Source organism: Halobacterium sp. DL1, from assembly GCA_000230955.3.
Lineage (GTDB): Archaea > Halobacteriota > Halobacteria > Halobacteriales > Halobacteriaceae > Halobacterium.
In genome coordinates this window covers 2,209,686-2,236,663 of record CP007060.1, presented here as the reverse complement: position 1 = coordinate 2,236,663, position 26,978 = coordinate 2,209,686, and the positions used below count along the sequence as shown (strand labels likewise).

The window sequence follows — 26,978 nt, the reverse complement described above, 5'->3', positions numbered from 1 at the left end:
CCGTTACTGCCCCTCTGCCCCGGAGTCCACGCTCCGGTCCGCGAACAGGTCGTCGACATCGACGTCCGCCAGTTCGGACTCGGGCGCCTCGAACAGCTCGCGGCGCTCGTAGCCCAGTTGCCTCGCGACGACCACCTCGGGGACCTGACGGATGATGATATTGTAGGAGGTGACCGCCTCGTTGTACAGTTCGCGGCGGTCGGCAATCTGTTCCTCCATCGCCGCGATCTCGTTCTGGAGCGTCGTGAGCGTGTCGACGGCCTCGAGGTCCGGGTACTCCTCGGCGCGGGCGTTGAGCTGGAGGCCGCCCAACGCCTCTCGGACCTTCACGTCAGCCTCCGCGTGCTCCTCGGGCGTCTCGGCCTGTCGGGCTGCCTCACGGGCTTCCACGAGCCGCTGGAGCGTGTCCTGTTCGTACTCCATCGCCCGCCGGGCGGTGTCGACGAGTTTCTCGAGGAGGTCCTGTCGCTGCTTCAGCGTCACGTCGATGTCCGACCACGCGTTCTCGCAGCGCTCGTCGACCCTGACGAGTCGATTGTAGACGCTGAGAAGGTACCACACCGCGCCCCCGGCCAGGAGCACTGCGAAGAGGCCGCCGAGTGCCACGACGAGTGAAACCATGTCGGCAGTACGCAGGGTCCCCCGATAAAGTTCTGCCCGCCGTCTGCGCCTCAGTTCTCGGTGACCGTGACGTCGTCGCCCACGCGGAGCGTGCGCCCGCGGTCGGACTCAGGGACGCGGGCGATGAGCATCAGCGTGTAGAAGTGGTCGAAGGCGTCCGCGTCGGCCCACTCGGGGAACGTCTCGCGGCGCTTCGAGACGAAGCGTTCGCGGAACGCCGGCGTCGGTTCGCCCGTCTCCGGGTCGCGCTCGGGGACCACGCAGCGAGCGCAGGGCGTCACGCCCTCGAAGCGGACGCCTCCGGCCTCGAAGCCGGGCGCGTCCTCGCCGACGAAGCGGTCCTCCCAGAACGCCGGGACGCCGGACACCTCGACGTTCGCGCGGAGTCGCCGGCGCGCGCCCTCGACGGTCAGGTCGTCGAACCACGACGCCACCTCCTGGAGCGTCGCCGTGCTGATTACCGACGGCCCCATCTCGCGACGGTCGACGAACCCGAGCGACTCGTCGCGCTCGATGGTGAGGTCCAGGCCGAAGACGTCGCCGAGCCAGTCGGCCGCCCGCTCGCGGTCCGCGTCCAGGTCGAAGGTCCGCCGCTCCCCGTCTACCGTGACCGTGAGTTCGGTCGTCTCGGGGTCGTAGTCGGTCCGCAGGTCGTGGACGCGGGCTGTCCGCTTCCCGTTGACGACGTCGCCGTCGGCGTCGAAGAGGGCGAACTCACGGTCGCCCGCGAGCGTCCCGCCGTCCAGCACCGCAGCCTCGTCGACGGCGACGCCGTCCAGCCCCTTCACCGGGTACACGCGGAGGTCCTCGATTCGCGCCATCGTCGAAAGAGTGTCGCGGTGAGCGTATAGCTCTTGGCGATGGCGCCACGAAATGCGTGCTACTGACTCACACGGAAATCCGGAGTAAGGCCGTCTGAACGGAGCATAGGGTGGCCCTCGTCCTCATAAGTGGAGTTATAACAATCGGTGCACGCCGTGTCGGAGGCAGTACCCTCATGTCTGAGCTCCGTTCTACGCTCCGGGAGAGCGTCACCGAGGTCAACGAAAACCAGTGGAACAACGTGGTCGAGCAGGGCGACCACGGCTCGCTGTTCGACCGCTACGAGTGGATCGAGGCCGTCGAGACGGCCTTCGACCCCGAGCCGAAACACATTCTGGTCGAGAAGAACGGCAACCCCGTCGGGTTCATGCCCAACTTCGTCCGCGAGCTGCCGCTGCCCGACTCCGTCTCCGAGCGCCTCCCGGTGAAGTTCCCGCTGAAGATGGCGACGACTGCCCACCCCCTGTACGGCGGTCCAGTGCTCGTCTCGGAGAAGGACGAGACGCTCGACATGCTGTTCGACGGCCTCGAGTCCGTCACCGGTCCGGAAGTCGTTGCCCACCGCTTCACCTCTCCCGACCTGGGCTACGTCCGCTACGGCCAGTACCTCCACGAACGGGGCTACCAGCCCCAGTTCGACAAGTGCCTCTTCTTCCTCGACCTCGACGACGACTGGGAGGAGATCCAGGCGAACATGGAGAAGGAGCGGCGGAAGGACCTCCGGCGCGCCCACGAGCAGGACTACCGCATCGAGATGTCCCACCTCGGCGAGGAGTTAGAGACGACCTACGACGCCTACGCGAAGAATCTCGAACGAGTCGGCGGGAACCTGTTCCCGTTCGAGTTCCTCGAGTCCCTCGCCGAGAACTTCAGCGAACGCGTCCTCGTGTTCAAGGCCATCGTCGACGGGGAGGACGTCGGCCGCTATCTGCACCTCCTCGACGACGAGGCAGGGGTCCTCCACCACTGGCTGTCGGCGATTCCCGACCGCGACAACTACCAGTACCACCCCTCGGAACTGCTCCACGAGCGCGCCATCAAGTACGGCATCGAGGAGGGGTACGAGGAGTACGGCTTCGGCCCGACGGGCTCGCACTACTCTGACAACGTCTTCCAGTTCAAGCAGAAGTACGGCGGCCGCGCGGTGCCGATGTTCCGGATGGAGACGGGGTTCAACCCGGTCGTGTGGCCGCTGTACAAGGCCGGCCGGCAGCGGTTCCGAAGCCCCGAATAGCCTCCGCGGTCGGCGCGCTCCCGCCGCGAAGGCGACCGGTCGACGCCGCCTCCGTCGACGATCTCTGCACGCTCGACCGTCGCGTCACCAAGCGTATACCCGTCCGCGTCCTCAGTCCACCCATGGATTCACCGGGCTCATCCCCGGACGTCACTCCGGAGGCTGTCCGCCAACTGTTCTCGCAACTCGCGGAGCCCGCGACGCCGCTGACCACCGCCGAGGTCGTGCGGCGCACGGACTGCGACGAGGCAGCCGTCGAGCGGGACCTGGCGACGCTCGCGGACCGGGGTGTGCTACGGACGCGCCAGCTAGACGACGAGCGACAGGTCTGGTGGCGTCCGGACGCGGACGGGCGCTCGGACCTGACGGAGTTCGGCGCGTTCGTGAGCGCCGTCGAGGACTACGCCATCTTCATGCTCGACCCGGACGGCGTGGTCACCAGCTGGAACGAGGGCGCCAGGCGAATCAAGGGCTACGACGCCGAGGAAATCGTCGGCGAGCACATCTCGACGTTCTACACCGCCGAGGACCGGGAGGCGGGCGTGCCGGAGACGAATCTCGAACGGGCGGCGACCGAGGGCCACGTCGAGGACGAAGGGTGGCGGGTCCGCGAGGACGGCTCACGGTTCTGGGCGGACGTGACCATCACGGAGGTCCGGGACGACGACGGCCTGCTACAGGGATTCACGAAGGTGACTCGCGACATGACCGAGCGCCGCGAGCACGAACAACGACTCCGCGAGGAGCGGGACATCACGGAGCGCATCCTCGACACCGTTCCCGTGAGCATCTGCGTGGTCGACGCCGACGGGGTGCTCGTTCGGGCGAACCGCCGGATGCTCGAGCGCATCGACGTGACGGAGTCCGAACTCGGCACGTACGCCGTCGACTCCTGGTCGCTCTACGACGCCGACGGCGAGCCGATTCGGGCGGACCAACACCCCTGGCGCCGCGCCGTCGACACCGGGTCGTCGGTGTACGACTTCCAGTGCCAGGTCGACCTCCCGGAAACCGGCCGTCGGTGGCTCTCGCTCAACGCCGCCCCACTCGACGGTGGTGACAACGACGACCAGCGGGTCGTCATCACCATCGACGACGTCACCGAACGGAAGGAACACGAACGACAGCTCCGCCGCGAGCGCGACCAGACGGAGAAGCTCCTGCGGACGGCGCCGATTCCCATCGCGGTCCAGGACGCCGACGGCGAGACGGTGATGGCGAACCAGCACGCCCAGGCGGTGCTCGGCGTCTCCGAACGGGAGCTCATCGAGGAACCCGCGGACGCCGACGAGTGGGTGATCAGCGACGCGAACGGCGACACGATACCACCGGAGGAGACGCCCTCGGCCCGGGTGCTCGCGACCGACGAACCCGTCCTCGACGAGCAGATTACCATCGTTCCACCGGACGGCGACCCCGTACTGATCAGCGTGAACGCAGTACCGCTGTTCGGGCCGGACGGCGCCATCGAGCGCGTCATCACCACGGGTGAGGACATCACCGAGCTGAAGCGCCGCGAGCGCCAGCTCGAACAGCGGAAGGCCGAACTGGAGACAGAGCTGAGCGAGATCCTGGGGCGGATATCGGACGCGTTCTACGCCCTCGACGACGACTGGCGGTTCACGCACCTCAACGAGCGGGCCGCCGACATCATGCAGTACTCCGTCGAGGAGCTCCTCGACCGGAGGCTCTGGGAGATGTTCCCCGACGCGGGGGAGGGGGGCGTCTACTGGGAGGAGTTCCACGAGGCCACGGAGACCCAGGAGCCGCGCAGCTTCGAGGTGTACGCGGACACCGTCGACGCCTGGCTGGAGTTCAACGTCTACCCCTCCGAGTCCGGGCTCTCGATATACTTCCGGGACGTCACCGAGCGCAAGGTGTACGAGCAGAAACTGGAGGCGTCGAACGAGCGCCTCGAGCAGTTCGCGTACGCGGCGTCCCACGACCTCCAGGAGCCCCTGCGGATGGTGTCGAGTTACCTCCAGCTGGTCGACCAGCGGTACGGCGAGGACCTCGACGAGGACGGCCGGGAGTTCATCGAGTTCGCGGTCGACGGCGCCGAGCGGATGCGCGCGATGATCGAGGGCCTCCTGCGGTACTCCCGCGTGGAGACGCAGGGCGACCCGTTCGAGCCAGTCGACCTCGAGAAGGTGCTCGCGGACGTGCTCGACGACCTGGCGGTGCGTGTCGAGGAGACGGACGCAGCGATCACCCACGGGTCGCTGCCGACCGTCGACGGGGACCCGAATCAGCTCCGGCAGTTGGTCCAGAACCTCCTGAAAAACGCCATCGAGTACAGCGGCGATGAACCGCCACGGGTGGACGTCACTGCGGAGCGCCAGGCGGGGGAGTGGGTGGTGTCGGTGCGCGACGAGGGCATCGGCATCGACGCGGAGAACGCCGACCGCGTCTTCGAGGTGTTCCAGCGCCTCCACAGTCACGAGGAGCACCCTGGAACCGGCATCGGGCTGGCGCTCGCCCGGCGCATCGTCGAGCGCCACGGCGGCGACATCCGGGTCGACTCGGAGCCCGGCGAGGGGACCACGTTCTCGTTCACGCTGCCGGCGACAGCGTCCAGCCCCCAGTGAAGCGTCCCGGCCGTGGTCAGTCCGCCTGCGGTCGGTTCTCGGGGTGGGTGCGCGCCGCGGCCTCTCATGGAAGGGGCGGGTGTTATACCCGGCGGCTGTGCAATGATTCCTCGTGGTTGACAATCACACGGGGGGCGGCATCCTCGGACTCCCCGTAGACGGTGAACCGCCCCTTCACCTTCTCCTCGACGTGGTAGACGCCGTGGCCCAACAGGCCGGCGTCGGTGTCCTCGGTCACCTCCAGCGTCCAGCAGTCGGGGTGCCAGATGCTCAGCGTGAAGTGGGACCCCGGCCGCAACTCCCCCGGTTTGGTAGCCATTGTCAATGGCTCCTCAGTGCTGGGTTAAGGATGTGTCCCCCGGAGAGTGAGCCCTCCGCTACAGCCGCGTCTCGATATCGACGACGGTCTTCGCCGTCTCGAAGATGTCGTCGGCCGCCAGGAACGCCTCGACCGAGTCGAAGTCCGCGGGCTCGGTCGGAATCTGGAGGACGAGTTCCGAGTCGTCTAGCCCGCCGGTGATTCGGGCGAGCGACTGCGTCCCGCCGGCCTGCACGTGGACCACCGCGTTCACCGTCCCGTCGTCCACCTGAACGTGCTGTATCTCCAGGGGGCCGTCCATCCCGCCGTCCTCGTAGTGCAGCACCGCGGGCACCGCGTCCATCCCGACCAGCTTCGTGCCGAGCGTCGCCATACCTCTGTGGTGCGGTCACCAGGGGATAAGTTCGGCGAGTGGCCTGCCCGACCAACCCCGTCACTCCGTGGCGAGATTCAGTGTCGTGGCGGCGTACACCTTCGCCCCGTCCACGGCGTCCTCCCACTCGGTGTACTCCGCTTCGTTGTGCGTCTCGCCGCCGACGCTCGGGACGAAGATCATCCCCGCGTCGGTCACTGCGTCCATGTGCTGGGCGTCGTGTCCAGCCCCACTGAGCAAGTGCATCGCCTCGACGCCCGTACTTCCGCTGGCGTCGTCGATAGCCGACCGGACAGTCGGGGAGAAGTTCATCGACTGGTGGCGTTGCAGCTCCTCGACCTCGTAAGTCGTGCCGTGGCGATTACAGGCCGCGTCCAGCTCCTCGGTCACTCGCTGGATTCCCTCCTCGATGACCCCGTCGTCGAAGCTCCGGAGGTCGACGGTGAACGTGACCTCACTCGGGATGACGTTGATCGAGTTCGGGTGGACGCTCACCTCGCCGACCGTGACGACCGCGTCGGGCGAGAGGTGTTGTGGAATCGTCCCGATTCGGTCGATGGCACCGGTCGCGGCCTGCAGCGCGTCGGTCCGGGTGTGCATCGGTGTGGGCCCTGCGTGGTCGGCCTCCCCCTCGACGCGCATCCGGGCCCAGTACAGCCCGAACACCCCATCGACTATCCCGACGGGCGTCCCTTCGCTCTCGAGGGTCGGCCCCTGCTCGACGTGGAGCTCGAGGAAACTGTGAACGTCGTACCCCCCACACTCGGCGTCACCGTCGTACCCGATGCGCTCCAGCTCGTCGCCGAGAACCGTGCCGTCGCGGTCCTCGACGGCGAGGGCGTCCTCGAGGGAGTGCTTGCCCACGAACACTCCACTTCCGAGCATCGACGGCTGGAACCTGGCGCCCTCCTCGTTCGTCCAGTTCACGATCTCGACCGGGCGACGCGTCTCGACCTGCTCGTCCTCGAGGGCCCGCAACGTCTCCAGGGCGGTGAGAACGCCGAGCTGTCCGTCGTACCGGCCCCCGTAGGGCTGGGAGTCGAGGTGCGAACCGATGAGGACCGGCGCCAGGTCGTCCTCTCGACCGGGCCGTCGCCCGAAGATGTTCCCGACCTCGTCGACCCGCACCTCGAGGCCGAGCTCCTCCAGGTCGGCGACGAACAGGTCCCGTGCCTCCCTGTCGGCGTCGGAGAGCGCGAGTCGGTGGAGGCCACCGTGGTCGGTCGCACCGACACGCGAGTACCGCTCGAAGGACTCCCGGAACCGCTCCGGGTCGATAGTCACGGTCATACTTCCGGTGTGGTTCCCCTGGCACAAATACTATCGCCCGCAGGGAAAATGTACGATAAATTATCTCCGAATCGGTGGTCAGTCGAAGGCTCCCCGAGATAGAATCTGCGTCCTCGTCGCTCGATTCGACAGTCCTCTTTCGGACTGGCCCCACTTCTGCCCAAAATAATTTTATCATCTGACGGAGACGTATTCGGTATGAGTGACGATACCACATCGCGCATAGCGCTGTCGGCAGACGTGACCGACCTGCTCACCCCGTTCGACGGGTACAACGTCCCCATCGAGGACCCCTACGAGACGAACTTCGGCGACGTCGTCGAACAGTACCCCGGTGCGGAGACCGCCGACGTCGGCATCGTCGGGGCACCGTTCGACACGGCGGCGGTCGCCGGTGCCCGGGGCTCCCGCGAGGGCCCGAACGGAGTTCGCGACAAGATGCCGTACTGGACCTGCTACAACCCCGAGATAGACGTCGACTACTCGGAGGGCCTCGACATCGTGGACTTCGGCAACGTCGACCTCACGCAGACGGACGTGCTCGAAGCCCACGACCAGCTGGAGTCCGTCGCCACGGAGCTCTTCGAGAACGACATCGTCCCCATCACCATCGGTGGCGACCACTCGCTGACCTACCCCGCTGCGAAGGGGCTGATGAACAGCACCGACGGCGACGTCGGCGTCGTCAACATCGACGCCCACCACGACGTCCGCCACTCCCACGGCGGCGAACTCTCCTCGGGGACGCCGTTTCGTCGGCTCCTCGAGGACGACTCCGGGAAGCTCTCACACGACAACTTCGTGGAACTCGGCCTCTCCGGCTGGCACAACTCGAAGTACTACGTGGACTGGGTCCGTGAGAACGGTGCGGAGATAATCACTGCCCGGGACGTCCACTTCGACGGGCCGCGGGAGGCGGCCGAACGCGCACTGGCGGCCGCGACCGACGGCACCGACGCGGTGTACGTCTCGGTGGACATCGACGTACTCGAACCCGGGGACGCACCCGGGACGTCGGTGCCGAGCCCCGGCGGACTCCGGACGCACGAGCTCCAGGAGCTGGTCTACCAGCTCGGCCGCCCCGAGAAGACGACGGCGATGGACCTCATGGAAGTCGCCCCGCCGCTCGAGAGCTACGACCGCACGACGACGCTCGTCGCGTCCGCCGTCGTCAGCCAGTTCATCGGCGCCTGCAAGGAGAAACGCGACACCAATCAGTAGGTTATCGAGAGACGAACGGCTCTCGTTCTCATATCCTGCTTCGTGAAAAGTGGGACCGCCGAGAGACAGCCGTCTCTCGAGTTCCCATTTCGCTCCGCAAAAGTGGGACCGCCGAGATTCGAACTCAGGTCCGACGGACCCCATCCGCCGAGGATACCGCTACCCCACGGTCCCGCGTCTGGAAGAATGCGAGTTCTACCATTAAGACCTTCGTTTTCCACGGGCGGCGCGATGGTCAGACGAGCACGCGTTCGAGGGAGACGACCGTTCCGCTGTCGGCGTCGGGGTCGCCGACGAGGCGGCCGAGACAGACCGCCGCTCTGTCGGGCGTGTAACACGCGACGAGCGCGTCGCGGTCGGCGGGGTCCGCGTCGAGGACCCCCGGTGCGTACACTGGCGCGCCCTCTGCGACTTCGGCGGCGGCCGAGGGCGCGATGGTGACACTCGGGAGGTGGCCGAGTGCGCGTTCGGCGGGCGCGACCACTGCCCGGAGCGCTTCCTCCGGACTCCCGGGCGGGTCAGTGTCGTCCTCGTCGCGGTACCACGCGAGGGCGTCCGAGAGGTCCTGGAGCGTGACGAGGTCGGTGTCGTCGAAGGGCGTGGTTGCGGTCCGCCGAAGGTGGCCCATGTGGGCGCCGGTGCCCAGGGCGCGCCCCAGGTCGTGACAGAGCTTCCGGACGTACGTCCCGGATTCACAACGGATCCGCAGGAGCGCCTGTCGGTTCTCGACCTCCAGCACGTCGAGGTCGTAGATCTCGCGGACGCGGAGGCGGCGCGCCACCGCTGACTTCCGCGGGGGCTTCTGGTAGGTCGGTCCCTCGAACTCCGCCACAACGGATTCGAGGTTGGCGGGCGGGTCGGCGTGGAGTTCGAGGACGGTGACGTACTCCTTGGGGCCTTCGAGGAGCGCGGGCGCGAGGCGGGTCGCCGCACCCGTGAGTATCGGGAGACAGCCCGTCACCTTCGGGTCGAGCGTGCCCGCGTGGGCGGCCTTCTCCACGCCGGTCATGTCCCGGACCCACGCCGACACCTGGTGGGCGGAGGGGCCGGGCGGCTTGTCGAGGTTCAGGACGCCGAACTCCAGGATGGCTTCGGGGTCGCGGTCCTCGGGGGCGGAGCGGAGCATCGTCAGAACTGGTAGCGGACTTCCTCGATGGGCGTCGGCCCCTCGTCGCTGGACGCCACGTAGGAGTCGACGGCGTAGAGCACGATGTCGGTGACCGCGTCCGGCCCCCAGCGCGCCGTGTTCACCGAGAGGTCGTAGATAGTGAGGTCGTCGAAGTCGATGCCGTAGTACTCGGCGTACCGCGCGGCCTCCGACTGTTCGCGCTTCTCCGTCTCCGCGCGCGCCGTGGCCGGTGTCTTGTCCTCGCGTTCGGCGATGCGGCGGGCGCGCACGCCCAGGGGGGCGTCGAGCCAGATCTTGATGTCGGCGTACTCCCCCGCCATCCAGCCGGCGAGCCGCGATTCGAGGACGACGTCGTCGCGGTTCCGTGCGGTCTCACGGAGCTGGTGGTCGAGGTCCTTGTCGATCTGGGGGTCCTCCTCGGCGAGTTCGTTGAACTCCTCGAGGGTGAGCCCTCGCTCGTCTGCGAGCCCGCGGAAGATGTCGCCCCCCGACGTGTGGTCGTAGTCGAGGTGGTCGGCGAGCGCGGAAGCGACGGTGCTCTTCCCGCTCCCCGGCGGCCCGGAGATGGTGACTAACATATCCGTGCTGGGAGCGGCGGCGACAAAGAGGTTTTGAAGCGGCGCGGAGCCGCTGCGCGTCGGAACGAGCACGATTCACCGAGCGCGAACAACGTGAGCGCTCGGGCCGACGACTGAGGGACCGGAGTTCTCGTGAGCCCAAGGCGAACGAGAGCACGTCAGAGCTTGCTCTGACGGAGGGACCGAAGGAGGAGTGCTTTTCCCCAAGTTTTTGCAAGCGAGCGAGCCAGCGGCGCGCGAGCGCTGGAAAAAGTGGGCTGTAAAGAGTGGGTGTTCCTAGGTGGGCGTCGTCTGGATGTTCAGCGCCTTCCGGATGACGTTCGAGAAGCTGAACGAGCAGAGCATGTACCAGATGATCCACACCGGGAAGACGAGGGCGCGCCCGCTCTTGAGGTTCGCCTCGCCCATCAGCGGCAGGGTCATCTGGAGTTCCTCCGTCGGCACCCGTCCGCTGCCGAGCTTCCAGTACATCCAGAGGAACACCGGAATGGTGAGCAGCATGATCCACACCATCGGGCGGAACTGCTCTTTGAGCATGTTCGCCTGGTCACCGAACGCCTCCATCTGCTCCTCCCGCAGGCGCTCGATCTCTGCTTCGTCGCCCCGCTCCTTGGCATCGGACATCCGGTCCTGGAGGTCCTTCGCGCGCTCCTGGTACTCAGACATCTTCGACATGTCGGTGAGGTTCGCCTGCAGGAGCGTGGAGTAGAGGCCGGTGAGCACCGCCAGCACCATCACGACGACGTAGAACGGGAGAACGGCGTCGATGGGACCGATGAGCAGTTCGACGCTCCCGCCGACCGCGTTCCGGATTGGGGTGACGCTGTAACCGACCATCGCGCCGACGGCGCCGACGCCAGCCAGTTTGTCCCACTTCGACCACGACGTCGTCTCCGGGGCTTCCTCGTCGGTCTCCTCCTCTGGACCGAGGCCCTCGCGGACCCCTTCCGGGTCGGCGAACCGGAACCCATCGTCGGCCGCGACGAGGAGGTCCTTCTCGAGGAGGCGGCCCCACTGGCCGCTGGAGACGTCGCCGTTGACGTCCTGCCAGTGGAGTTCGCCCTCCTGGTCGAGGAGGTCGTCCAGTATAGTCGCCATCTCGGGGTCCTCCCGGACCAGCGAGCGGACTTTCTCCGCGGTTCGTACCATTATGCGCCCCTTTGCGGCGACCGCTTGAACCTCTTACGCTGTTCGCTCGGCGACCGCGTCCCGGACGCCGTCCCAGACCTCGTCGGGGGTCTGTTCGCCGTCAATCTCGGCGAGCACGCCCTCCTCGCGGAAGTACTCCACGACGGGCGCGGTGTTCTCCTCGTAGACGCGGATGCGCTCGCGGGCGGTCTCCTCGGTGTCGTCCTCGCGCTGGTAGAGGGTGCCGCCGCACTCGTCGCAGACGCCTGCCTCCTCGGGCGGGTCGAAGTCGACGTGGTAGGTCGCGCCGCAGTCCTCGCAGACGCGCCGGCCCGTCAGCCGGCGGACGAGCTCCTCCTCGGCGACGTCGAGGTAGAGCACGACGTCGAGGTCGGTGATGGAGTCGAGGTACTCGGTCTGGCTCTCGTTGCGCGGGTAGCCGTCGAGCACGTAGCCGTCGGCCTCCTGGAGGGCCTTCTTCACGATCTCGTTGACGACCGGGTCGGGGACGAGTTCGCCCGCGTCCATGTACTCGCCGGGCGTGTCGTACTCCAGGTCGAGGTGACTGATGTCCATCCCCTTGTTCCCCCGGAGCGCGTCACCGGTCGTGACGTGTTCGATGCCGAACTCCTCGGTGAGACGACGGCTCTGCGTGCCCTTCCCGGCGCCCGGCGCGCCGAGAATCAGCACGTGTGGACTACTCATACAGTTGTGTTCTGCGGCCCCGATTAAGGAGGTGTTGTTTCCGGCCGAAACTTCGAAGCGCCCACGGCAGCGAGTGAGCGCATGGACGAGTCCCTCCGCACCGCCGCGACCTACGAGGCCCACGCCGACGTCTACTGCGAGAAGTACCGCGCGGGCAGCGTCGCAGACGGCCACGGCGACCCGTTCTTCGACGCGCTGACCGGTGACCGTGTGCTCGCCGACGACGGCGTGCTGTTCTGCTCGGTGAAACGCGGCGAGAGCGCGGGGTTCGAACCCGACGACGACCACGGCGGTGGCGACGACCGCTTCTTCGCGTACTACGGCGGCGAGGAGTTCTCCGGCCTGCTCGGGGACGCCGGCCTCGCGGGCGAGGTCCGCGCGGACGGCCGCTGGGTGAGCGCGCTGGCCACCCCGCGGTAGCGTGGCAGTCGCTGCGGTGCGTTCGGAGTGCAGTTCAGAACGACGCCGGACATGGGTCCGCCTCCCTCAGGACTCGATGCGGACGCGGGCCGTCAGGTAGACGGTGAGCGTGGCCGTCGCGGCGATTCCCAGGAGCAACCCGAGCGTCCCGCCGGTCCCGCCGGGGAGGCTGGTCCCACCGCCGCCACCGCCGGCCCCGCCCGAGGAGGACAGACTGGCGAACAGCAACAGCACTATGACGAGCACGACGTAGCCGGCAGCAGCACCGACGCCGGCGGCCGCGGCGACGAGTTTCGTCTCCTCGCCCTCCCAGTTCAGGGCCGTGTACGCGCCCGTGCCCACGGCGACCACCGGCCCGAGCAGGAGGCCGAAGAACGACCCGATGCCGACGAGGAACGCGCCACCGGTACTCCCCATGTTGCCGAGTTCGGAGAACAGCCAGAACGTCAGGCCGTACCCGACGCCGACGACGGCGAACATCGCGACGGCGAACTTGATGTACCGCATCGGCGTCGGCTGCTGTAACTCGTCGACGAGCGACGGTTCGCCCTCCGCTGGCCGACTCCGTTCGCTCCCTGCCCCCTGTTCGGGTTGGTCTGGCATACTACTCCGACGCACACCGACGCTACGGGTAAACGTTTGCAAACCATCTGAGTGGTATCGTGCCAACAACTGATGGCCGATAGGCCGGCCGCGTCCTTCGCGCCCTGGACCGAACCCGGTTCCCATTAGTGGGCGGGCGTCGAACTGCGGGTATGACCCGATTCGACGCCGAGACGGAGGCCGAGCGCGTCGCGCTCGTCGCGGACGCCGTCGCCGCCCACCGAGAGCGGGAGAGTGCGTTCTGCACGCTGGAGGCCGACGGCGACCCGAGCGACGACCCGGAGTTCCTCCCGCCGTGGGTGCAGTACGCCGACGGGACGCTCAACCTCGACTGCACCGACGAGGAACTCGACGCCCTGAGCGACGTGCTCGCCCGCTTCGGCGCGTTCACCGTCACCGCCCGCGACACCGAGGAGGACGCCCCCGGGACGAACGTCCGCATCGAGGCGCGCGCCGACGACGAACGGGTCGGCCAGTTCGTCGATGCCGTCTTCCGGGCGGTCTACGACCTCCCTGAAGACTTCCGTCTGTGGGCCGTCGAGATCTGAGGCGAGTGGTCGGCCGGCCAGCATCCACCACCACGACCTGGCCGCAGAGTCGTACTTATAAGGTTCTCCGGTTCCCACGCGGGAGTATGATTTCTACAACCGCGGCTCAGTCAGCAACCGGTGTTCGACCCACGGCGCGGGGCGACCGGGGTGGTCCGAATGGGTGACCTGCTCGACCGCGTCGTCGTCCCGGTCGCCAGCGAGGACGATGCCCGAACGACCGCCGCGGCGGTCCTCCCCCGGGTCGCGTCCGCGGGCGGAGAGGTGGTCTTCGTCCACGTCATCGAGAAGGCCGGCGGCGCCGTCGACAAGGCGGGCGTCGAGCAGCGTGAGGAGTACGCGGCCGAGATCTTCGCGGTCGTCGAGGACGCCGCGGCGGACGCGGGCGTTCCCGTCGAGACCGACCTCCGGTTCGACACGGACGTCGCGGACGCCATCTTCGCGGCCGGCCGCGACCACGACGCCTCCGCCATTGCCTTCACGCCGCGCGACGGCAGTCGGTGGTTCGACCTCCTCACCGGCGACCACGCCCACGACCTCGTGAAACAGGCCGACCGCCCGGTCGTCGTGCTCCCGGCGGAGGACGAGGATGAGTGACGAGGAACTCGCGAAGGACCTCGGGCCGCTCGCCGCGCTGACCATCGGCGTCGGGACGATGATCGGTGCCGGCATCTTCGTGCTCCCGCGGCAGGCAATCAGCGACGCCGGTTCGCTGGCGGTCGTCTCGTTCCTCCTCGGCGGTGGCATCGCGCTGCTGACGGCGCTCTCTGCCAGCGAACTCGGCACCGCGATGCCGAAATCCGGCGGCGCGTACTACTACGTCAACCACGCCCTCGGCCCGCTGTTCGGGTCGATTGCGGGGTGGTCTAACTGGCTCGGCCTCGCGTTCGCCTCGGCGTTCTACATGGTCGGCTTCGGGAAGTACATCCAGAACATCATCGGGATGCCCGACGCGTTCGTCGTCGGACCGCTCGTCGTCCCATCTATCAAACTCGTCGCGCTGATCGGCGCGGGGCTGTTCATCGCGGTGAACTACGTCGGCGCGAAGGAGACCGGCCGTCTCCAGAACGTCATCGTCGTCATACTGGTCGCCATTCTCGCCGTGTTCACCGTCTTCGGGGCGCTGAACGCCGAGACCGCGAACCTCCCAGACAGCAAGGGGTTCAGTCCGATGCTCACGACGACGGGCATCATCTTCGTCTCCTACCTCGGCTTCGTCCAGATCACGAGCGTCGCCGAGGAGATCAAGGACCCAGGCCGGAACCTCCCGCGCGCCGTCATCGGGAGCGTCCTCCTCGTCACGGTCATCTACGCGCTCGTCCTCGTCGCAATGAGCGCCGCGGTCGACCCCGGCTTCATCGGGGGACTGAGCGACGACAAGATTGCAGTCGTGGAGGTGTCCCGTCTGCTCATGGGTCCGGTCGGCGCCGCCGCGCTCCTGTTCGGCGGACTGCTCGCCACGGCCTCGTCGGCGAACGCCTCCATCCTCGCGTCCTCGCGGATCAACTTCGCGATGGGGCGGGACAACATCGTCACGCCCGACCTCAACGAGATCCACCCCCGGTTCGCCACGCCGTACCGCTCCATCGCCGTCACGGGCGTGCTCATCCTCGTGTTCATCGTCGCCGGCACCGTCGAAGCACTCGCGACGATGGGGAGCGTCCTCCACCTCATCATCTACGGCCTGCTGAACGTCGCGCTGATCGTCATGCGCGAGGCCGACCCCGCCGACTACGACCCGGATTACGAGGTCCCATTCTACCCGTTCACGCCGATTCTCGGGATGCTCACGTCGTTCGCGCTCATCGCGTTCATCAGCCAACTCATCGTCGCGCTGAGCTTCGCGCTGGTCGCCGGCGCCGTGCTCTGGTACTTCGTCTACGCGCGCTCGCGGACCGAGAAGCAGGGCATTCTCGGACAGTACGTCCTCTCACGGGCCGAGGAGATGCCCGAAACGGCCGTCGCGGCCGCCAGCAGCGTCCAGCCGGACGGCGGTCAGTACCGCGTCGTCGTCCCGCTCGCGAACCCGGAGACCGAGAAGGAACTCATCTCGCTGGCTGCGACCGCCGCGAAGGCCAACGACGGCCGCGTCATCGCCGTCCACGTCGTCCAGGTGCCCGACCAGACGAGCCTGCAGTACGGGGCCGACCACGTCGAGCAACTGGACGCGAACAGCGAGGAACTGCTCGCGAAGGCGAGGGCCGACGCGGAGGACTTCGGCGTCCCCGTCGAGACCCACACCATCCTCTCGCACCGCTCGTTCGAAGAACTGTTCGACGCCGCCCGGAGTCACGACGCCGACATGCTCATGATGGGGTGGGGAGAGGACAGCCACGGGTCGCCGGGCCGCGCGGAGTCCGGAATGGCCGAACTCGCCGGCGACCTGCCGTGTGACGTGCTCGTGATGAAGGACCGCGGGTTCGACCCGTCCCGGATCGTCCTCCCGACGGCCGGCGGCCCCGACTCCGAACTGGGCGCCGCCATCGCGCGGTACCTCCGCGACCAGTACGGCAGCGAGGTGACGCTGCTCCACGTCGCGGACGACCTCGACGAGGGCAGTGCCTTCCTCGACGACTGGGCCGCCGATCAGGGCCTGCTGGACGCCCAGCAGCGCGTGGAGACGGGTGACGTCGAGACCGCCATCGAGACCGCCGCCGAGGACGCCACGATGCTCGTCGTCGGTGCGACGGAACGCGGTCTGCTCGGGCGTCTCGTCAGCGGCTCGCTGGTCCTCGACGTGGTCGACGACGTGGACTGCTCGGTCGTGCTCGCGGAGAAACAGCGCACCCGGTCACTCACCGAACGGCTGTTCGGCTGAGTCGCCGCGGCCCGTCGCCCCGGCCGACCGCTACGACTGCCAGTACGACCCAGTGAACAGCACGAGCACCGGCAGTATCTCGAGGCGGCCGACCCACATCAGCCCGACCATCAGCAGCTTCGACGAGTTGGGGAACGGGAGGTAGCTGTTCATCGGGCCGACGATGCCGAACCCCGGACCGACGTTGCCGAGGGTCGCGGCGACTGCGCTCATCGCCTCGAAGCCCGTCACCGTCTCCTGGATGCGTCCGGCGTCGATAGCCACGAACACCGTGCCGAAGACGAACAGCGAGAAGTAGACCGCCGTGAACGCGTAGATGCCGCGGACGCCGCGTTCGTCGAGCGCCTGGCCGGCCAGCCGGAGGGGCTGGACGGCGTCCGGGTGGACGGTGACGAACAGCTCCCGCTTGAGCGACTTCAGGATGACCAGCCAGCGCACCATCTTCACCGCACCGCCCGTGCTCCCCGCGCTCCCGCCGAGGAAGAGGGCCACGAACAGCACCATCTTCCCCGGCTGGCTCCACTGGTTGAAGTCCATGCTCGCGTACCCAGTCGTGGTGACGATGGAGGCTGCCTGGAACGCGGCGTGACGGAGCGCATCCTCCGCGTTCCCCGCGACCGGCGCGACGGCGTCCCCGAGACCGAGCGCCGGCCCCGTGAACAGGATTGCCGCGAGCAGTGCGGTCAGTGTCCCGACGACGCCGACGTAGAACCGGAACTCCGCGTCCTCGAACAGTTCCTGGGTGTCCCCCTGGATGACGTGCCAGAACAGCGCGAAGTTCGTCCCCGCCGCGACCATGAACGGCACGATGAGCCACTGGACGGCCGCCGAGAACGCCTCGATGGAGCGCGCCTCCGGGCTGAACCCGCCGGTGGCCATCGTCGTCAGCCCGTGGGCGATTGCGTTGTACACCCCCATGTTCGGCGCGAAGCCGCCGACGTGGAGGCCGTACAGCAGGACGATTTCCAGTGCGGTGATGCCGGCGTACGCGAGCCAGAGCACCCGCGCCGTCTCCGCGATGTGGGGCGTGAGCTTCTGGATGCCGGGGCCGGGGACCTCTGCGTCCATCAGCTGTGCGCCGCCGACCGAGAGCTCCGGGAGGATGGCGACGGCGAGCACGACGATACCCATCCCACCGAGCCACTGGGTGAGCTGTCGCCACAGCAGCACCGAGTGGGAGTGCGTCTCGAAGGAGATGGAGCCCAGCACGGTCGCTCCCGTGGTCGTGAATCCGCTCATCGACTCGAAGACGGCGTTGACCGGGTTCGCGAGCGTCGACCCAGGGGCGGTCGCCGGCAGGACGCCGGGGACGCCGTGTGCAGCGAGCAGGTAGGGGACGGCGCCGACGATGCTCACCGCGAGCCACGTCACCGCCACCATCAGGAACCCCTCTCGGGCGCGCATCTCCTCTGGGTCGCCGAGGGATTCGAGGGCCACCCCCGCGGTGAACGCGACGACGATGGTCGCGCCGAAGGCCGCGATGCCGCCGTCCCCGTAGTAGAGGGCGACGACTAGCGGGGCCACGAGCGGCACCGAGAGCCACTTCACGACTGTCCCCACGAGCGCGAGGCTCGCCCGCCAGTCCACCCGTACCTTCATAGCTTCGCCGTAACTTCCTCGATGGCGTCGGCGCGCACGAACGCGACCACGTGGTCGCCCACGTGGACGACCGTGTCACCGCGCGGGGTGACGTAGTCGTCACCGCGCGTGATGGCGCCGATGACGACGCCGTCGGGGAGGTCGGCGGCCACGTCTCGGATGGCGCGGTCGGCGAGCACGCTCTGCTCGTCGACCTGGATCTCCAGCACTTCCGCGCCGCCGGGTTCGATGATGGCGACGTTCTCGGCACGGCGCTCGCGCGTGAACCGCGTGATCTCTTCGGCCGTGACCTGCCGCGGGTTGACGGCCACGTCGACGCCGACCGTCTCGAAGAGGTCGACGTAGCGGGCCTGTTCGACGACCGCGATGGCCCGCGTCGCGCCGACGCGCTTCGCGATGAGCGCCGCCAGCAGCGACCGCTCGTCGCTGCCGAGGGTGGCGACCACCACGTCCGCGTTCTGCACGTGTTCGCGCGTGAGGAACTCGGGGTCGGTGCCGTCGTGGGAGAGGATGGTCGCCGCCGGAATGCGTTCGGCGAGTTCCCGCGCTCGGTCCTGGTCGACCTCGATGATGCGCGGCTTGATGCCCCGCTCGACGAGGAGTTCGGCGGTCAGTTCGCCGGTCGTGCTCCCGCCGACGATGACCACGTCCTTGATGTCGTCGGCAGCCTCAACGGGGTTGATCGCCCCCGAGAACTCCCGGACCGCCTCCGGACGCCCGATGACGACGACGCGGGCGTCACCGTCGATGACGGTGTCTCCGCGGGGTATCACGGCGGCGTTGGCGGACTCCGGGATGACCGCGACGAACGTCAGTTCGTCGAACTCGTCGGCCTCGGCGATGGTCTGGCCCGCGAGCGGACTGTCGAGGGGCACCTCGAACTCCGCCATCTCCACGTGGCCGCCGGCGAACGGGTCGACGTCGCGGGCGGTCGGGAGACCGACGATGCGGACGATGGCCTCCGCCGCCAGCAGGTCCGTACACACCATGAAGTCGACGCCGAACGCGCCACGGTGGTTCCGCCACGTGTCGAGGTAGGTGGTGTTCTTGACGCGCGCGATGGTGAACGCGTCGCTGACGGTGTTGACGGTACCACACGTCGCGAGGTTCGTCTCGTCGTCGTCGGTGCTCGCGATGACGATGTCGGCGCGCTCGACTTCGGCCTCCAGGAGCACCTCGAGGTCGGTGCCGTCCCCGGTGACCGCGAGCACGTCGTGGGAATAGGTCATCGCCTCGACGCGCTCGGGGTCGACGTCGACGACGACGACCTCGTGTCCGTCGGCCAGGCTGTTCGCGATACTCGACCCGACTTCGCCGGCACCCACGATGAGGATGCGCATTCAGGCTGCGCCCCCGGTTAGCATGTTCAGTTGGTGGAACCTCCGTCCCAATAGGGCTTCGGAACCGACTACAACGTTTATTGTCCCGCGCCATACAGTGTGAGAGAATGACACGAGGTTCGGGCGCTCCAGTCCACCTCCTCCTCGTCGAGGACGACGAGTCGATGGCCGACCTGACGGCCACGTACCTCGAGCGGGAGGCCGAGGAGTTCGACGTGACGACGCGGCCGGCAGCGGAACCCGCCCTCGAGTTCCTCGAGACGGCGACGGTCGACTGCGTCGTCTCCGACCACGACATGCCGGGGATGGACGGCCTGGAGTTCCTGGCCGCCGTCCGGGAACGGGACCCGGAACTCCCGTTCGTGCTGTTCACGGGGAAGGGAAGCGAGGAGATCGCCAGCGACGCCATCTCCGCTGGGGTCACCGACTACCTCCAGAAGGCCAGCGGCACCGACCAGTACGCCGTCCTCGCCAACCGGTTGCGCAACGCCGTCGAGAAGCGGCGCTCGAAGCAGGCGCTCCGCGAGGAGAAACACCTCCTCGAGCAGGTGCTGACGACCACGCCCGGCTCTGTCGTCTTCCAGCCGGACGGCAGCGTCGCGTCGGCGACGGACCGCGCGAAGGCGACCCTCGGCCTCGCGGACGCGGACCTCCCGACCACCCCCGAGTGGACCTTCGAGACCCTCGACGGCGAGCCGATTCCCGAGCGCGACCACCCCGCCAGGCGGGTGGCGCGCTCGGGCCAGTCGCTCCACGGCGAACGCCTCGCCATCGAGTGGCCGGACGGCTGGCGGAAGTACCTCGTGATGCACTGTGCGCCGCTGTTCGGCGACGACGGCCAGGTCGACCGGGTCGTCGCCTCGTTCACGGACATCACCGACCGCGTGAAACACGAACAGGAGATCGAGCGCGTCCAGACCATCGTGCAGGCGGTCGGTGACGCCGTCTACACGCTCGACGAGGAGGGCGTGTTCACGTTCGTCAACGACGCCTTCGAGGAGTTGACGGGCCACGACCGCGACGACCTCGTCGGCGAGCACTGTTCGGTCGTGATGTCCGACGAGGACATCGAGGCCGGCGAGGCGATCATCCGGGACCTCCTGGAGGGCGACGACGAGGCGGGAATCACCGAGATGAGCGGCGAGAACTGGGCCGACCACGTCGAGAGCGTCGAGGTCCACATCGCGTTGCTCCCCTTCGACGTCGAGTTCCAGGGGACCGTGGGCGTCGTTCGCGACGTCACCGAGCGCAAGCGCCGCGAGCGCAAACTCCGGGAGAGCGAGGAGAAGTACGCGACGGTCGTCGAGGAAGCCAACGACGGCGTCATCATCGCCCAGGACGAGCGACTGCAGTTCGCCAACTCTCGGGCCGCCGAGATTCTCGACGCCGACCCGGAGTCCGTCGAGGGGACGCCCATCGCGGACGTCGTGGCACCTAATCACCGCGAAACGGTGGTCGAGCGATTCGAACGTCGCATCGAGGGCGAAGGCGTCGAGAAGCGCTACGAGTTCGACGCGCTGAGCGTGACCGGCGAACGCGTCCCCATCGAGTTCACCCCATCGACCATCACGTACGAGGGCGAACCGGCGGTGCTCGCCGTCTGCCGCGACGTCAGTGACCGCCGACAGCACGACCGGGAGCGGCGCCAGTACGAGACCATCGTCGAGACGGCGCCCGACGGCGTCTTCATCGTCGACGAGGCTGCGAACTACGTGAGCGGCAACGCGCAGGTCGCCAGCCTCACCGGCTACTCGCAGTCGGAACTGGAGTCGATGAGCGTCCCCGACATGGTCGCGGACGGCGTCTTCGACCCGGAGGTCATCCCGCGCTACGAGGAGACGGTCAGCGGACTGCTCTCCACGACGGGCGACGCCAAGGACAAGTTCGAGTTCCACGCGTACCCGAAGGACACCGACGAGTCCCGCATCGTGGAGTGCCACCTCGCGCTCCGGCCGTTCGACGAGGAGTTCCGGGGCACCATCGGCGTGCTCCGTGACGTCACCGAGCGCAACCGCCGCGAGCGGAAACTGGAGGCCCGCAACGAACGGCTCAACGAGTTCGCGAGCGTCGTCAGCCACGACCTCCGGAGCCCGCTCAACGTCGCCACCGGGTGGCTCGACCAGTACCGACAGCACGAGGAGGAATCGGCGCTCGACCGCGTCGAGGGCTCGCTCGACCGCATGGACGAGATTCTCGAGGAACTGCTCGCGCTCGCCCGCGACGGCACGGACGGCCGCGAGACGGAGACGGTGCCGCTGCAGGTCGCGGCCGTCGCCGCATGGGACTCTGTCGACACGGGCGAGGCCCACCTCGGCCTCGACCTGGAGGACGTGACCGTACAGGCCGTCCGCGGCCGCCTCCAGGAGCTGTTCGAGAACCTGTTCCGCAACGCGGTCGACCACGGCTCCCCGCCGGTCGCCCAGGCGCAACTCGACGGCTCCATCGCCGAGGAGGAGACTGCAGTCCAGATCCGGGTCTGCCCCCTAGAGGACCGCGCGGGCTTCTTCGTGGAGGACGACGGGCCGGGCATCCCCGCGGACGACCACGAGGACGTCTTCGAGATGGGCTACACTACCGCCGCGGACGGCACGGGCTTCGGGCTCGCCATTGTCGAGAACATCGCGGAGAACCACGGCTGGTCGGTGACGCTCGCGGAGAGCGGGAACGGCGGCGCGCGCTTCGAGTTCGAGACCGGCGGGGGCTGACGCACCGGCGGCCCACCGACGGCCGGGCCGTGGTCAGGCCCCGTCCGTGACGATACCGGCGACCGTCCCTACCCGGATAGTTTAGGCTATCGTAAACGGTGTACGTGGGTTACGATTCCACTGTCCGGTCGTGTCGTCGACCAAAAATGTGGAACGCGCGGTACCGCCTGTTAGTCGCCGCCGCCGAACATCTCGCGCATCATCGGGTGCATCTCCATCATCTGCTCTTCAGCGATCTCCTCGTACAGCTTGTACGTGATAGAGATCGTCAGCAGCAGGCCCGTCCCGGTGACGTTCCCGATGGTGCCGAGCATGTTCGCCATGACGGCGAGCAGGCCGACGAGGGCACCGCCGATGACGGTGACCTGCGGGATGTACCGCTCGAGGACCTTCTCGATGACGCCGAGGTTCTTCCGGAAGCCCGGAATCTGCATCCCGGAGTTCTGGATCTGCTTGGCGGTCGCCTTGGGGCCCATGTCGGCGGTCTCCACCCAGAAGATGGCGAAGATGCCGCCGCCGATGACCATGAACGTGAGGTCGACGGCGATGCGGATCATCACCTGCCACGGCTCGGCCGTGGAGGCTGCGGTCCACCACATCCAGGCGTCGGGGTTGTAGATGGGCGCGAAGTAGTAAAACAGGCCACTGACTGGCTGTCCCTCCACGTAGACGCCCGCCCAGGTGGGGAGGTTCACCGTGGAGTTGAGGATCTGCCCGAGGAACTGGATGTTCGCCTGCAGCGCGCGAACGAGGATCATGGGCAGGACGCTCGCGTAGATGAGCTTCACCGGGAAGCGGCCCCGGGCGCCCTTCACGCGGGCGTGGCTGAGCGGAATCTCGACGCGCACGCTCTCGGCGTACACGACGACCACGTAGATGAGAACCGTCGTGATGACGCCGAGGATGCCCGCCTGCATCAACACGAACGAGAGGCCGTCAGTCGTCAGCAGCGGCGGGATGTTCGAGACGTTGCCCACCGCGATGTCGAACCACGTGGGGATGAGCCCCTGGTTGCCGACGCCACCCTCCCAGAAGAAGAGGCCGCCGACGAGGCTCTGGCTCACGTTGGCCACGATGAAGAGGCCGATACCTGAGCCGACGCCCCACTTCGAGATGACCTCGTCCATGAACAGCAGCAGGACGCCACCCGCCGCGATCTGGGCGAAGATGAGCGCCCGGACGCCGAACAGACCGACGCCGAGGCTCTGGGCGAGCTGCGCGCTCGGCTGGAGGAAGTTCCCGAGGAACACCATCGGCAGTCCCGTCAGGAACACCATCACGACCACCAGGAACTTCTGGAGCCCCTGGTAGATGGCCTGGTCACGCGGGTCGTCCGTGTCCAGTCCGAGCAGGTTCGCACCGCCCAGCAGCTGCAGGACGATGCTCGCCGTGACGATGGGCCCGATGCCCAGCTGGAGCACCGTCCCCTGACCGCCGGCGAGTAGACTCCGGAACTGTCCGAAGAAGTCCTCGCCGCCGGCCTGGAGGCCCCACAGCGAGACGTTCGTCAGGAAGAAGTACAGGACGAGGACGCCGGCCGTCCAGTACATCTTCCGACGGAACGGAACGTGCCCCTCCGGACGCTGCACTGCGGGCATCCGCGTGAGGACCGGCGCAGCAGACTCCTTCCATCCCATGGGTTACTCCTCGTTGTCTTCCGCTCCGCGCTCGGAGACGACGGCGTCGCCGCCCTCACTCTCGATGAGTTCGACGGCGCCCGCGGAGAACGCGTCCGCCGTCACCTCGAGCTGTTCGTACATCTGTCCACCGCCGAGCACCTTCACAACGTCGGCCTCCCAGCCGTCTTCGGCGACGTCCCGGGCGTCGACGCGGTAGCCGAACTCCGTCTCCTCGGCGACCCCGTCGGCCGCGAGCAGTGCGATGTCCTCGTCGAGCTTCTGGACGGACACCTCGGCGACGTCCCGGTCGGTCTTCTCCGGGCGCTTGAAGCCGCTCTTGCCGACGTCCTCGTAGTTGTGTTGCTCGTGTTTCTTGCGACCCGCACGCCCACGGCCGCCGCGATTGCCGGCGCCCCGGCGGTTCTTGTGGGTGCCGCCGCCGTGCGTCCGAGAGCCGCGTTGTCGTCGTTTCTTGCTAGTCATGGTTAGCGCATGTCGGTGAGGAGGTCGTCGATCTCCTCGGTCGTGTGCTTTCCGAGCTGGCCGCCGTCGCTGACCGGCTGCTTGATGCCGTCGTGCCCGCCACGCGGCGGGTGCAGTCGGAGGGCGGGCGCGAACCCGGCCTCTCGCAGCGTCGTCTCCTCGTCGAGGAGCGCGCGTGCGAGGTCGTCGACGTCGTCGTAGTCGGTGTTCTCTGCGACCCACTCGTCGTCGGTGTCGGCGCTCCCCTCGAGGGGTTCGCCGCGCCGACTGAGGAGCGAGGCGAGCACGTCGTGGCTCGGTTCGCCGAACGCCACGAAGTCGTTGACCTTCGCGACCATCCCGTCGTACGTCTCCGTCTCGGGGACGAGCGCGCAGTGGTTGACGCTGTGGATGTTCAGCATCTCCAGCGTGTCGACGACGTCGCCGCTCATGTTGACGTCACCGCGGACCTGGACGACCGCCCGCATCACTCGATCACCTCTCGCTGCTCGCGGGCGTGTTCGGGCACGCGGGCCTCGGCGGTGTTGCGGAGCGCGTTGAACGTCGCCTTCGCGAAGTTCACCGTGGTCCGGGTCTTCCCCGAGGAGCGCGTCCAGATGTCGTCGATGCCCGCGAGTTCGAGCACGTGTCGGACCGTCTCGCCGCCCGCGAGGCCGAGGCCGCGCGGGGCGGGAATCAGTTCTACCTCGACGCTGCCCGCCTTGCCGGTCGTGCGGAGCGCGACGGTGTGGGGTCGCCCACAGCCACACTCCCACGACCCGCAGCCGCGCGAGACGTCGATGATGTTGAGTTTCGCGACCTCGATCGCCTTCTGGATGGCGCCGCCGACCTGGTCGTCGCGACCTTCGGCGTAGCCGACGAAGCCGTCACGGTTACCGATGACGACCACGCAGCGGAACTTCACTCGGCGGCCGGAGTCCGTCATGCGCTGGACCATGTTGATGTCCAGCACTTCGTCGTCGAGCCCCGGAATGAGGTTGTCGACGATCTCCGGCTCCTTGAGCGGGAGCCCGCTGTTGAGGGCGGCGGACATGTCCTCTATCTCGCCGTCCTGGACGAGGCGACCCAGGCGCGTCTTCGGTTCCCAGGTGTCGTTGTAGCCCATGTGTTAGTCCTCCTGAATGGCTTCCCGCACTTCGTCGAAGTGCTCGGGAAGCTCTGTTGCGTCGAAGTCGCCGCCGTACAGCGGCTCGTCGAGTGACTCTGCGTAGTCGGCGATGTGTTCGCCGCGCGTGCGCGACCAGTCCGCGAGGACCGAGTCGTTGTGCGGGATCTCCAGGCCGGCGTCTATCGCGCCCTCCTGGATCGCGAACACTTTCGAGCCGGGGGTCGCGGTGTTGAGGCCGATGTCGAGTACGCCCTCATCCGCGCCGGCTTCACGAGCGCGCGTCCCAGCGAGCAGCCCCGTGAGGTACGCGGCCGGGAGGTTGCCCGTCGGGGCGTCCCAGCCGTACTCCTCGAGGTCACTGGAGTGTGCGCTCGCGATCGTCTCGTCGCCGTCGGGTCCGGTCGCGACCAGCTGCGCCGTGACGTGCTTGTTGCTCTTCCGAGCAACGAGCCGAGGTTTCCCTGACTTCAGGAGGCGCAACCTCTGGTGGTAGTCGGTCCGGACCTCGCGGCGTCGCCGCATCGGCACTTTGTAGCGTGGTCCTGTTGCCATTAGATCTCACCGTAGTTGTCTTCGATGTAGTTCTTGAGGCGTCGGACGCTGTCGAACTCGCCACCGTTGGCCATGTTGTACAGCTCGCGGTACTCGCTCGCGGTGAGGGTACCGTCGTCGCGGAGTTCCCGTAGCGTCCGTCGCTGCGCGCGGATGCGGTCCTGGTAGGCCTCCTTGTCGTTCTGCCGGGCGCCCTGCTTGCCCTTCCGGGTGCCGGGGCCCTTGCGGTGGCCGTAGGACCGCTTCTTGTCGCGTTCGCGTGCGCGACCGCGGGAGTTCCCGCGCTTGGTCTCTGCCTGTATCGTGCCCTCTTCGACGAGCTCGCGGATGTCCGCTCGGGTGATGGCCTCCGCGATGTCGCCCTGGGCCTCGGGGTCGAACCAGACGCGGCCCTTGCCGACGTCGAGGACGTCCGCTGCGAGCCGCTTCTGTGCGCTCAGATCACTCATTGTCTACCTCCACTTCGACGTAGGTCGGATTCAGGACGCGGATGCCCGCCTCCTCCGCCTGCTCCTCGATGCGTTCGCGCTTGCGTGCGCCAACCTTCGAGGCGATGCGGGCCGCTTCCGTGTCCGGGTCGATGCCGTCGAGGTCGTCCGCGTTGTGCACGCGAACCTCCTCGAAGCCGCTCGGGTGCTTGCCCCGAACCGCCTTCGGCGTGCGGAAGCCGGACTCGACCGTGTCGCCCTTGCCCTTGATGCCGCGGCGCTGCTTCGACAGCTGGCCGCGCGGGCGGCGCCACGACGACGGCGTCCGCTTCTTCTTGTGGTAGTCCTGGCGGTTGAACTGCGGCTTTCCCTCGCGGCGTCGCTTGTCGAGGAGTCGCTGCTCGTCGTCGCTCAGGTTCGGCGTCTTGGTCGCGAGGCCGCGGGGACGGAGCTCCGTCTCCACGTCCTCGTCGTCGGTCTCCTCGGTCTCCTCGGGTTCGGCCTCCTCGACCTCCGCCTCGGTCTCCTCTTCGACCTCGAGACCGCCGACGTCGGCCTTCACGCGCGCTGCGAGCGCGTTGCCGATGCCCTCGACCTCTGCGAGTTCGCTCTGGCTCGCCGCCTTCACGTCCTCGACGGAGTCGTAGCCGGCCTCCTGGAGCGCCTCGGCCTTCGACGGGCCGACACCCGAGATGTCCTCGAGTGACTCCGGCGCGTCGTCGTTGGTGGTGTCTTCGTCTGCCATCT

At 67.8% G+C, this 26,978-nt stretch carries 27 protein-coding genes and 1 tRNA gene; 8 read left to right on the top strand and 20 right to left on the bottom strand.

The genetic code is table 11. The features are described from left to right. Positions 1–3: 3 nt before the first annotated feature. Positions 4–606 carry a LemA family protein gene (locus HALDL1_13490; protein AHG04494.1) on the bottom strand — a complete coding sequence of 201 codons (603 nt, stop codon included), beginning with the start codon at positions 604–606 and terminating at the stop codon, positions 4–6. A 65-nt stretch (positions 607–671) separates the two neighbouring features. Continuing rightward, positions 672–1,442, bottom strand: a complete 771-nt coding sequence (locus HALDL1_13485) for a molybdenum cofactor biosysynthesis protein (protein AHG04493.1) — start codon at positions 1,440–1,442, stop codon at positions 672–674. Positions 1,443–1,618: 176 nt separating this feature from the next. Here HALDL1_13485 and HALDL1_13480 point away from each other — a divergent pair, with 176 nt between their 5' ends. Both HALDL1_13480 and HALDL1_13475 read left to right on the top strand, forming a co-directional pair. Further along, on the top strand, positions 1,619–2,677 hold the full coding sequence (locus tag HALDL1_13480) for a hypothetical protein (protein AHG04492.1): 1,059 nt from the start codon (positions 1,619–1,621) through the stop codon (positions 2,675–2,677). Between the two features lie 122 nt (positions 2,678–2,799). Next, positions 2,800–5,265, top strand: a complete 2,466-nt coding sequence (locus HALDL1_13475; GenBank protein ID AHG04491.1) for a histidine kinase — start codon at positions 2,800–2,802, stop codon at positions 5,263–5,265. Between the two features lie 82 nt (positions 5,266–5,347). On the opposite strand, the gene HALDL1_13470 is transcribed toward HALDL1_13475, so the two are convergent. From HALDL1_13470 to HALDL1_13460, 3 genes are read right to left on the bottom strand one after another with little or no spacing between them, the layout of a single operon-like run. After that, entirely contained in the window at positions 5,348–5,584 is a 237-nt protein-coding gene (locus tag HALDL1_13470; GenBank protein ID AHG05357.1) for a hypothetical protein, read from the bottom strand. Positions 5,585–5,642: 58 nt separating this feature from the next. Beyond that, positions 5,643–5,957, bottom strand: a complete 315-nt coding sequence (locus tag HALDL1_13465; GenBank protein ID AHG05356.1) for a hypothetical protein — start codon at positions 5,955–5,957, stop codon at positions 5,643–5,645. Between the two features lie 60 nt (positions 5,958–6,017). Beyond that, positions 6,018–7,247, bottom strand: coding sequence for an allantoate amidohydrolase (locus tag HALDL1_13460; protein ID AHG04490.1), 1,230 nt, complete (start codon positions 7,245–7,247; stop codon positions 6,018–6,020). A 198-nt stretch (positions 7,248–7,445) separates the two neighbouring features. On the opposite strand from HALDL1_13460, the gene HALDL1_13455 reads away from it, so the two are divergent. Further along, a complete protein-coding gene (locus HALDL1_13455) occupies positions 7,446–8,468 on the top strand; it encodes an agmatinase (protein ID AHG04489.1) in 1,023 nt (340 codons plus the stop codon). Positions 8,469–8,571: 103 nt separating this feature from the next. Here the strand turns inward: HALDL1_13455 and HALDL1_13450 are convergent. The 5 genes from HALDL1_13450 to HALDL1_13430 form a co-directional block, all read right to left on the bottom strand. After that, positions 8,572–8,642 (bottom strand) — tRNA-Pro (locus HALDL1_13450). A 61-nt stretch (positions 8,643–8,703) separates the two neighbouring features. After that, positions 8,704–9,594 carry a tRNA pseudouridine synthase B gene (locus HALDL1_13445; GenBank protein ID AHG04488.1) on the bottom strand — a complete coding sequence of 297 codons (891 nt, stop codon included), beginning with the start codon at positions 9,592–9,594 and terminating at the stop codon, positions 8,704–8,706. A 2-nt stretch (positions 9,595–9,596) separates the two neighbouring features. Beyond that, positions 9,597–10,175: a cytidylate kinase gene (locus HALDL1_13440; GenBank protein AHG04487.1), complete on the bottom strand. Its 579-nt coding sequence runs from the start codon at positions 10,173–10,175 to the stop codon at positions 9,597–9,599. A gap of 276 nt (positions 10,176–10,451) precedes the next feature. Beyond that, a complete protein-coding gene (locus HALDL1_13435) occupies positions 10,452–11,324 on the bottom strand; it encodes an HtlB (protein ID AHG04486.1) in 873 nt (290 codons plus the stop codon). Between the two features lie 33 nt (positions 11,325–11,357). Then, positions 11,358–12,008 carry an adenylate kinase gene (locus tag HALDL1_13430; protein ID AHG04485.1) on the bottom strand — a complete coding sequence of 217 codons (651 nt, stop codon included), beginning with the start codon at positions 12,006–12,008 and terminating at the stop codon, positions 11,358–11,360. An 81-nt stretch (positions 12,009–12,089) separates the two neighbouring features. Between HALDL1_13430 and HALDL1_13425 the strand changes: the two genes are divergently transcribed. Continuing rightward, positions 12,090–12,428, top strand: a complete 339-nt coding sequence (locus tag HALDL1_13425; protein AHG05355.1) for a hypothetical protein — start codon at positions 12,090–12,092, stop codon at positions 12,426–12,428. 66 nt (positions 12,429–12,494) lie between these two features. Here HALDL1_13425 and HALDL1_13420 read toward each other — a convergent pair whose 3' ends face one another. Beyond that, positions 12,495–13,031: a hypothetical protein gene (locus HALDL1_13420; protein ID AHG05354.1), complete on the bottom strand. Its 537-nt coding sequence runs from the start codon at positions 13,029–13,031 to the stop codon at positions 12,495–12,497. Positions 13,032–13,183: 152 nt separating this feature from the next. On the opposite strand from HALDL1_13420, the gene HALDL1_13415 reads away from it, so the two are divergent. The 3 genes from HALDL1_13415 (at position 13,184) to HALDL1_13405 (ending at position 16,397) form a co-directional block, all read left to right on the top strand. Then, positions 13,184–13,579 carry a hypothetical protein gene (locus HALDL1_13415; GenBank protein ID AHG04484.1) on the top strand — a complete coding sequence of 132 codons (396 nt, stop codon included), beginning with the start codon at positions 13,184–13,186 and terminating at the stop codon, positions 13,577–13,579. A gap of 159 nt (positions 13,580–13,738) precedes the next feature. Beyond that, positions 13,739–14,176 carry a universal stress protein UspA gene (locus HALDL1_13410; GenBank protein ID AHG04483.1) on the top strand — a complete coding sequence of 146 codons (438 nt, stop codon included), beginning with the start codon at positions 13,739–13,741 and terminating at the stop codon, positions 14,174–14,176. Further along, complete coding sequence (locus HALDL1_13405; GenBank protein AHG04482.1) at positions 14,169–16,397, top strand: amino acid transporter; 2,229 nt, start codon at positions 14,169–14,171, stop codon at positions 16,395–16,397. The genes HALDL1_13410 and HALDL1_13405 overlap by 8 nt, the downstream gene beginning before the upstream one ends. A 30-nt stretch (positions 16,398–16,427) precedes the next feature. On the opposite strand, the gene HALDL1_13400 is transcribed toward HALDL1_13405, so the two are convergent. Both HALDL1_13400 and HALDL1_13395 read right to left on the bottom strand, forming a co-directional pair. Next, positions 16,428–17,996 (bottom strand): potassium transporter TrkH, encoded by a 1,569-nt coding sequence (locus HALDL1_13400; protein AHG04481.1) that lies wholly within the window; start codon positions 17,994–17,996, stop codon positions 16,428–16,430. Continuing rightward, a complete protein-coding gene (locus tag HALDL1_13395) occupies positions 17,993–19,336 on the bottom strand; it encodes a potassium transporter TrkA (protein AHG04480.1) in 1,344 nt (447 codons plus the stop codon). The genes HALDL1_13400 and HALDL1_13395 overlap by 4 nt, the downstream gene beginning before the upstream one ends. 107 nt (positions 19,337–19,443) lie before the next feature. Between HALDL1_13395 and HALDL1_13390 the strand changes: the two genes are divergently transcribed. After that, entirely contained in the window at positions 19,444–22,041 is a 2,598-nt protein-coding gene (locus HALDL1_13390) for a hypothetical protein (protein AHG05353.1), read from the top strand. Positions 22,042–22,211: 170 nt separating this feature from the next. Here HALDL1_13390 and HALDL1_13385 read toward each other — a convergent pair whose 3' ends face one another. The 7 genes from HALDL1_13385 to HALDL1_13355 are packed head-to-tail and all read right to left on the bottom strand — an operon-like array spanning position 22,212 to position 26,976. Then, positions 22,212–23,678, bottom strand: coding sequence for a preprotein translocase subunit SecY (locus HALDL1_13385; GenBank protein ID AHG04479.1), 1,467 nt, complete (start codon positions 23,676–23,678; stop codon positions 22,212–22,214). A 3-nt stretch (positions 23,679–23,681) separates the two neighbouring features. Next, on the bottom strand, positions 23,682–24,143 hold the full coding sequence (locus HALDL1_13380; GenBank protein AHG04478.1) for a 50S ribosomal protein L15: 462 nt from the start codon (positions 24,141–24,143) through the stop codon (positions 23,682–23,684). 2 nt (positions 24,144–24,145) lie between these two features. Beyond that, positions 24,146–24,610: a 50S ribosomal protein L30 gene (locus tag HALDL1_13375; GenBank protein ID AHG04477.1), complete on the bottom strand. Its 465-nt coding sequence runs from the start codon at positions 24,608–24,610 to the stop codon at positions 24,146–24,148. Beyond that, complete coding sequence (locus tag HALDL1_13370) at positions 24,610–25,248, bottom strand: 30S ribosomal protein S5 (GenBank protein AHG04476.1); 639 nt, start codon at positions 25,246–25,248, stop codon at positions 24,610–24,612. The genes HALDL1_13375 and HALDL1_13370 overlap by 1 nt, the downstream gene beginning before the upstream one ends. Positions 25,249–25,251: 3 nt before the next feature. Continuing rightward, complete coding sequence (locus HALDL1_13365) at positions 25,252–25,803, bottom strand: 50S ribosomal protein L18 (protein AHG04475.1); 552 nt, start codon at positions 25,801–25,803, stop codon at positions 25,252–25,254. Continuing rightward, positions 25,803–26,252 (bottom strand): 50S ribosomal protein L19, encoded by a 450-nt coding sequence (gene rpl19e, locus HALDL1_13360; GenBank protein AHG04474.1) that lies wholly within the window; start codon positions 26,250–26,252, stop codon positions 25,803–25,805. Before rpl19e ends, HALDL1_13365 begins: the two co-directional genes overlap by 1 nt. Continuing rightward, on the bottom strand, positions 26,245–26,976 hold the full coding sequence (locus tag HALDL1_13355; protein AHG04473.1) for a 50S ribosomal protein L32: 732 nt from the start codon (positions 26,974–26,976) through the stop codon (positions 26,245–26,247). The genes rpl19e and HALDL1_13355 overlap by 8 nt, the downstream gene beginning before the upstream one ends. Positions 26,977–26,978: the final 2 nt, after the last annotated feature.